The sequence below is a fragment of the Streptomyces apricus genome, from assembly GCF_008369065.1.
Classification (GTDB): domain Bacteria; phylum Actinomycetota; class Actinomycetes; order Streptomycetales; family Streptomycetaceae; genus Streptomyces; species Streptomyces apricus.
The window spans coordinates 313,849-320,646 of sequence record NZ_VDFC01000043.1 but is presented as its reverse complement, the minus strand read 5'-3'; the positions used below and the strand labels follow the sequence as shown (position 1 = coordinate 320,646).

General features: G+C 72.8%; 6 protein-coding genes and 3 tRNA genes. 7 read left to right on the top strand and 2 right to left on the bottom strand.

Translation table 11 applies throughout. The features are described 5' to 3' along the window. Positions 1-113 precede the first annotated feature (113 nt). From FGF04_RS19610 to FGF04_RS19580, 7 genes are all read left to right on the top strand, one after another. Positions 114-185 (top strand) — tRNA-Gly (locus FGF04_RS19610). Between the two features lie 79 nt (positions 186-264). Then, positions 265-337 (top strand) — tRNA-Gly (locus FGF04_RS19605). Positions 338-489: 152 nt separating this feature from the next. Continuing rightward, positions 490-1,497 carry an ABC transporter ATP-binding protein gene (locus FGF04_RS19600; protein WP_149512606.1) on the top strand — a complete coding sequence of 336 codons (1,008 nt, stop codon included), beginning with the start codon at positions 490-492 and terminating at the stop codon, positions 1,495-1,497. Next, on the top strand, positions 1,494-2,300 hold the full coding sequence (locus tag FGF04_RS19595) for an ABC transporter permease (protein ID WP_149512605.1): 807 nt from the start codon (positions 1,494-1,496) through the stop codon (positions 2,298-2,300). Before FGF04_RS19600 ends, FGF04_RS19595 begins: the two co-directional genes overlap by 4 nt. 47 nt (positions 2,301-2,347) lie before the next feature. After that, positions 2,348-3,703: a sensor histidine kinase gene (locus FGF04_RS19590; protein ID WP_149512604.1), complete on the top strand. Its 1,356-nt coding sequence runs from the start codon at positions 2,348-2,350 to the stop codon at positions 3,701-3,703. Next, positions 3,700-4,320, top strand: coding sequence for a response regulator transcription factor (locus tag FGF04_RS19585; RefSeq protein WP_149512603.1), 621 nt, complete (start codon positions 3,700-3,702; stop codon positions 4,318-4,320). Before FGF04_RS19590 ends, FGF04_RS19585 begins: the two co-directional genes overlap by 4 nt. Positions 4,321-4,355: 35 nt before the next feature. Then, positions 4,356-4,428: transfer RNA gene (locus FGF04_RS19580), tRNA-Gly, on the top strand. A gap of 52 nt (positions 4,429-4,480) precedes the next feature. Here the strand turns inward: FGF04_RS19580 and FGF04_RS19575 are convergent. Together FGF04_RS19575 and FGF04_RS19570 are read right to left on the bottom strand one after the other, a co-directional pair. Beyond that, positions 4,481-5,380 (bottom strand): phosphoribosylaminoimidazolesuccinocarboxamide synthase, encoded by a 900-nt coding sequence (locus FGF04_RS19575; protein WP_149512602.1) that lies wholly within the window; start codon positions 5,378-5,380, stop codon positions 4,481-4,483. Between the two features lie 105 nt (positions 5,381-5,485). Beyond that, positions 5,486-6,798 (bottom strand): N,N-dimethylformamidase beta subunit family domain-containing protein (locus FGF04_RS19570; RefSeq protein ID WP_149512673.1); only part of this gene is annotated, 1,313 nt, incomplete at its 5' end.

The following is a 6,798-nucleotide window of genomic DNA, read 5'->3' as shown; positions in this document are numbered from 1 at the left end:
GGGGTGGTCATCGGGGGCCGGGGGGAGTCGACTTGCGTAGTACCCCTGGCCATCGGCTAGAGTCTGGAGCACGCCGAGGGGCAAGGCCGAAAGGCCCGGCTCACCGGAGTCACGCGGGTGTAGTTCAGTAGCAGAACATCCCCCTTCCAGGGGGAAGGCGCAGTGTGCAATTCCTGTCACCCGCTCTGCATCGCAGATCTGATCGCTCTTGGGATCAGGTAGGCTGATGCTCGCGCCGATCGGTGAGAGCCGGTCGGAGGCAATGCGGACGTAGCTCAGTTGGTAGAGCGCAACCTTGCCAAGGTTGAGGTCGCCAGTTCGAACCTGGTCGTCCGCTCCGGAGAAGGGAAAGGCCCCGGTCATCGACCGGGGCCTTTCTCGTGCGCCCGGACACGGCACCGTACCTCCGCGTCCGCTTCTGACATTTGTCATGTGCAGTGGTGACAGGCCGCACTGCCGACCGGCACCCGCCGCCGCCACGCTTGAGTCATGACTACCAATGAGCCCGTGATCGAGGTCACAGACCTGCGGCGCGTGTACGACGGAGGGTACGAAGCGGTCCGAGGGGTGTCCTTCGAGGTCGGCCGCGGCGAACTCTTCGCCCTGCTCGGGACCAACGGCGCCGGCAAGACCTCCACCGTCGAACTCATCGAGGGCCTCGCGCGCCCGGCCTCCGGCCGCGTCCGGGTCCTCGGCCACGACCCGTACACCGAGCGCGCCGCGGTGCGCCCGCACATCGGCCTCATGCTCCAGGAAGGCGGCTTCCCGTCCGAGCTGACCGTCTCGGAGACGGTGCGCATGTGGGCGGGGTGCACGACCGGCGCCCGCCCCGAGGGCGAGGCCCTGTCACTGGTCGGCCTCACCCGCCGGGCCGGCGTACGCGTCAAGCAGCTCTCCGGCGGCGAGAAGCGGCGCCTGGACCTCGCGCTCGCGCTCCTCGGCCGGCCCGAGGTGCTGTTCCTGGACGAGCCGACCACCGGCCTCGACGCCGAAGGACGCCAGGAGACCTGGGAGTTGGTGCGCGAACTGCGTGCGACGGGCACCACCGTGCTGCTCACCACCCACTACCTGGAGGAGGCCGAGGGGCTCGCCGACCGGCTCGCGATCCTGCACGCCGGGCAGATCGCCGTCTCCGGCACCCCGGCCGAGGTCACCGCCTCCCAGCCGTCGCGGATCTCCTTCGAACTGCCCGCCGGCTACTTCCCCGGCGACCTGCCGCCGCTCGACTCCCTCGGCGTCACCGGGCACGAGATCGTGGGACGGGTCCTGCGGCTGCACACGAACGAGTTGCAACGGGCCGCCACCGGGCTGCTGACGTGGGCCGAACGGACCGGCGTCGAACTGCGCGGGCTCGATGTGCGCTCCGGTTCCCTGGAGGAGGCGTTCCTGCGGATCGCGCGGGACGTGTCCGAGCAGGACGCCCGCATGGCACGCGCCGTGCAGGGCGGCACCGCCCCGAAGAACACCGCCCGCCCGGACAAGGAGCACGTGGCATGAGCACGGACACCGTCACCAGGACCGCACCCCAGGCACCGACCGTGACCGCGGTCGGGCGCATCACCTCCCTCGCACGCGCCGAACTCACCCTGCTCGCGCGCAGCAGGGCCACCTTCTTCGCGGCCGTCTTCGTACCTCTGGTCCTGCCGCTCAGCGTGCGCTCGACGGTCGAGGACATGGACCTGGAGGGGGCCGGCCTCTCGATCGGCTCGGTCATCCTGCCCTCCGCCGTCGGCTTCTCCCTCCTCTTCGCCGTCTACAGCTCGCTGGTCAGCGTCTACGCCGCCCGCCGCGAGGAGCTCGTCCTCAAGCGGCTGCGCACCGGGGAGCTGCGGGACGCAGAGATCCTGATGGGTGCCGCCGTCCCGTCGGTCCTCATCGGCCTGGTGCAGTGCCTGGTGCTGGTCGGCGTCTGCGCGGCGCTGCTGGACGTGGGCGCGCCCGAGGCGCCGCTGCCGGCCGTGCTGGGCCTGCTGCTGGGCCTCGTGATGTGGCCGGCACTCGCGGCGGTGACCGCGAGCTTCAGCAAGAGCCTGGAGGGCGCCCAGGTCGCCGCGATGCCGCTGCTGCTCCTGTCGATGGTGGCCTCCGGCACCGTCGTGCCCTTCGAGGTCATGCCCGACCGGGTCGCCACCGTCGCCGAACTGCTGCCGCTGTCCCCTGTCATCACGCTGATCCGCGGCGGCTGGGAGGGCAACCTCTCCGCGGCCGAGACGCTGGGCGCGATCGCGACGGCGCTGGCCTGGACCGTGCTCGCGGTGTTTGCTGTACGCAAGTGGTTCCGCTGGGAGCCGAGGCGCTGAGCGGAAGCAGGACCGGTACCGGCATGAGGAGCATGAGGAGTCCGGGGATGCGCAGGCCGGGCGTCTGGTGGCGGCGCAAGAGCACGCCGGCGAAGGTCGAGACGTACACCCGCTGGTCCTTCCACTTCTTCGGGGTGGTGGAGATCGTCGCGATCGGGCTGCCGGGTCTGCAGCACGTGGGCTTCCGCTGGGGGTTCCTGCTGTTCGTGGCGCTGTGCGGGCACGCCGTGGTGGGCGTGGTGACCGCGTCCCGGGCGCTCGACTGGACGCGCGGCGGCCGGGAGCAGCCCGTGCGCACGCTGGTCGTGTTCGGCGTCGTCTCCTGGGTGCTCGGGGCCGGCGCCCTCGGTGTCGCGGAGTACGGCCCCGAGGGCGAGGACGCCCTCGGGGCGTCGATCACGGTCTACGTGGGCGTGCTGTCCTTCGGGGCGGGCATCATCGCGCTCGGGGTGCGCGACCGGCGGCGCGTGTCGGCGATCGTGGCCGGGTTCGCCGCGGGGTCCTGGGTGGGGGCGCTCGCGCTGGGGCTCAACGGGCCCGCCGCGCTGGGCACGGCGACGGCCGTCCTGGTGGGCGGCGGCTTCCTCGCCGTCACCTCCATCTTCTCCGTCTGGCTGCTCGACGCCGTGTTCGAGCTCGACGCGGCCCGCGAGACCCGTACCCGGCTCGCGGTCGCCGAGGAGCGGCTGCGCTTCGGACGCGACCTGCACGACGTGATGGGCCGCAACCTCGCGGTGATCGCCCTGAAGAGCGAGCTGGCCGTGCAGCTCGCGCGCCGCGAACGGCCCGAGGCGGTCGACCAGATGATCGAGGTGCAGCGGATCGCCCAGGAGTCGCAGCGCGAGGTCCGCGAGGTCGTGCGCGGCTACCGCGAGGCCGACCTCGGCGCCGAACTCGCGGGCGCGCAGGGCGTGCTGGGCGCGGCCGGCGTCGACTGCACGGTGACCGGCTCCGCGACCGGGCTGCCCGCCGCGGTCCAGTCGGCGCTGGGCTGGGTCGTGCGGGAGGCCACCACGAACGTGCTGCGGCACGGGGACGCCCGGCGGTGCCTGGTGTCGCTGGAGCGGGCCGGCGGCCGCGTGGTCCTGACGGTCGAGAACGACGGGGCGGAGCGGTCCGGGCAGGACCCGTCCGGTGGCTCCGGCCGGGGACCCGGCGGGACCGGTCTGGCCGGGCTGCGGGAGCGGCTGGCCGCGGTGGCCGGGACGCTGGAGGCGGGCCCCGCCGGCGGCGGCCTGTTCCGGGTCGTGGCCGAGGTGCCGCTGCCTCCCGCCGCCACGGACGGACCGGCGGCCCAGTCTTCTTCCTCGGCCCCGTCGACCTCGTCGACCTCGTCGGCCCCGTCCGCCCCGTCGTCCTCCGTGGACGAGAAGAACGAAGAAAGCGAAGAGGTCGCTCCATGACGTCCGTACGACCCATCCGGCTGCTGCTCGCCGACGACGAGCACCTCATCCGGGGGGCGCTCGCCGCGCTGCTGGGCCTGGAGGAGGACCTGCTCGTGGTGGCGCAGGCGGCCGGCGGGCCCGAGGCGCTGGCGATGGCCCGCGCGCACGAACCCGACGTGGCCGTGCTGGACCTGCAGATGCCCGGGGCCGACGGTGTGAGGGTGGCCACATCGCTGCGCACCGAACTGCCCGCCTGCCGGGTGCTGATCGTGACGAGCCACGGGCGCCCCGGGCACCTCAAGCGGGCGCTGGCGGCGGGGGTGCGGGGATTCGTCCCGAAGACGGTGAGCGCGCAACGGCTCGCGGAGATCATCCGTACCGTGCACGCGGGGAACCGCTACGTCGACCCGGAGTTGGCCGCCGACGCGATCTCGGCCGGGGACTCGCCGCTCACCGCGCGCGAGGCCGAGGTGCTGGAGCTGGCCGCCGACGGTGCGCCGGTCGCGGAGATCGCGGAACGGGCCGCGCTCTCCCAGGGGACCGTCCGCAACTACCTGTCGTCGGCCGTGTCCAAGCTGGGGGTCGAGAACCGGCACTCGGCGGTGCGTCTCGCACGGGAGCGAGGTTGGGTATAGTTGCTCTCGCGCCACGGTGAGAGCCACGGCGCGGCGCGGACGTAGCTCAGTTGGTAGAGCGCAACCTTGCCAAGGTTGAGGTCGCCAGTTCGAACCTGGTCGTCCGCTCGTACGGAAGAACCCCCGGTCACCGACCGGGGGTTCTTCCCTTTCCGGCTGCTCAGACCCAGGTCGTGCCCGTCAGGCGCTCGTACGCCTCCACGTACTTGGCGCGGGTCGCGTCCACCACCCGCTGGGGCAGGGCGGGCGGCGGCTGTTCGCTCGCGCGGTCCCAGCCGGACTCGGCGGAGGTCAGCCAGTCGCGTACGTACTGCTTGTCGAACGAGGGCTGCGCGCGGCCCGGCTCCCACGTGTCGGCGGGCCAGAAGCGGGACGAGTCCGGGGTCAGCACCTCGTCGGCGATGACGAGCGTCTCGCCGTCGAAGCCGAACTCGAACTTCGTGTCCGCGAGGATGATCCCCCGGTCGCGCGCGATGTCGCGGCCGCGGCTGTAGACGGCGAGCGTCGCCTGCCGCAGCTGGGCCGCGGTCTCCGCGCCGACCTGGCGGGCGACCTCCTCGTACGCCACGTTCTCGTCGTGCTCCCCGACGGCGGCCTTGGTGGCCGGGGTGAAGATCGGGCCGGGCAGCTCCGAGCCGTCGCTCAGTCCCTCGGGCAGGGCGAGACCGCAGACGGTACGGGTCCGGTCGTACTCGACGAGGCCGGAGCCCGTGAGGTAGCCGCGGGCCACGCACTCGACCGGGACCATCCGCAGGGACTTGCAGACCAGGGTGCGGCCCTGCCACTCCTCGGGGGCGCCGGGCGGCGGTTCGGTGCCCAGGACGTGGTTCGGCAGCAGATCGGCGATCTTGTCGAACCACCAGAGCGAGAGCTGCGTCAGGACGCGGCCCTTGTCGGGGATCTCCGTGGGCAGCACCCAGTCGTACGCGGAGATGCGGTCGCTGGCGACCATCACGAGGTCGCCCGCCTCGTTCTGGTACAGGTCGCGCACCTTGCCGGTGTGCAGGTGCACCAGACCCGGGACCTCTGGGGCCTCGGGCTTTTCGACGAATCCGGACACGGTTCCTCCCCGTGGTTCTGGCTGAATGCCTCGATTCTCCCGTACGGGAGGCCCGTGCTCGGCCAGGGGTCGCTGCGCGGTCCGTACGGGCCCGCCGGGGCGGCCTCAGTCACGTTTGCAGATGCGGTCCAGGAGGTTGGCGGTGGCGCGCTGGATCCGGGGGTCGACGTGGCCCGGGCGGTCCAGCGCCGGGGACCAGGCGAAGGTGCCGGACGCGAAGACGAGGGCGCCGGAGTGCGCGCGGTACAGGGACGTCTCCTGGTGGCGGATCACGCCCCCCATGTCCCGGTACGGGGAGTGGGAGAGCAGGATGCGGCCCTGGTGCTCGGGGAGCACGGTACGGGGGAAGTAGCGGTCGGCCTCGCCCGCGACCATGCCCTCCAGCTCGTCGCCCTCGTGGGCGCCGGTCGCCTCCCACATCCAGTGGCCGGCGTTGCGGACGACGAGCGGGTGGGCCTCCGGGACCCGGCCCGCGTACTGGATGCCGAGCATCTCCTGCTCCGGGCGGTCGATCTCGCGCCACAGGGCGGGCTTCCCGGGCCCGCGGCGCTTGCGGCAGGTGAGCAGCCGGTCGGGGACGCCGGACGCTGAGGGCGACAGCTCGGCCTGCCAGTACATGGTGTTGGCGGAGAGGAAGACGAGCGAGGTGCCCTGCTCGCGGGCGACGTCCACGGCCCGGCGCATGGCGACCGACCAGTACTCGTCGTGCCCCGGGAAGACCAGGCCCCGGTAGCGCGTGGGGTCGACGCGGCCGGCGTGCAGGTCGCGGGAGTCGGCGTACGCGAGGTCGTAGCCGTAGCGCTCGGCCCAGCGGATGAAGTCGTAGGCGTGGCCCACGTGCAGGGGCAGGCCCGCGCCCGCGTACGGGCGATCGAAGGAGACCGTGGTCGCGGCGTCGGCCTCGCCGAGCAGCCTGCCCTCCTCGTCCCACGCGTGGTACAGGCTCGCGCCCGTGCGGCCGTCCTCCGGGTAGAGGTTGTAGGCCTGCCAGGTGATGTCCGGCAGGACGAGCAGCAGGTCGGCGGGGTTGTCGTCGCGGACCGTGAACGGGATGTGGGAGCGGTGCCCGTCGTCGGTGGTGAGGACGGCCACGTACGCGCCGACGCTCCAGTAGGACGGGACCTGCAGCCGCCAGGAGAGCCACCAGTGGTGGCAGGAGACCGTGCGCTCCGCGGTGAGCGGCGGCGGCTGGACGATGCCGGCCAGCCGCGGGCTGGTGCTGATCTTGCTGGCGCCGTCGCCCCCGTAGTGGCCGATGCGGTAGACGTCCACGCCGAACTGCTGGGGCGGGTCCACCGTGATGTGGAAGTCGACGGCCTCGCCGGGGGCGACCGCGCCGGCGGAGGCGAAGCCCTTGATCTGGCGGTGGACGTCGTCGGCCGTGCGGGGGCCGCCCGCGGAGGCGCGGGGGGTGGGGA

Bases quoted from the DNA above. Each gene is read 5' to 3' on its own strand.
- FGF04_RS19590 (WP_149512604.1), top strand. From the start codon at position 2,348: ATGCGCAGGCCGGGCGTCTGGTGGCGGCGCAAGAGCACGCCGGCGAAG.
- FGF04_RS19585 (WP_149512603.1), top strand. From the start codon at position 3,700: ATGACGTCCGTACGACCCATCCGGCTGCTGCTCGCCGACGACGAGCAC.
- FGF04_RS19600 (WP_149512606.1), top strand. From the start codon at position 490: ATGACTACCAATGAGCCCGTGATCGAGGTCACAGACCTGCGGCGCGTG.
- FGF04_RS19595 (WP_149512605.1), top strand. From the start codon at position 1,494: ATGAGCACGGACACCGTCACCAGGACCGCACCCCAGGCACCGACCGTG.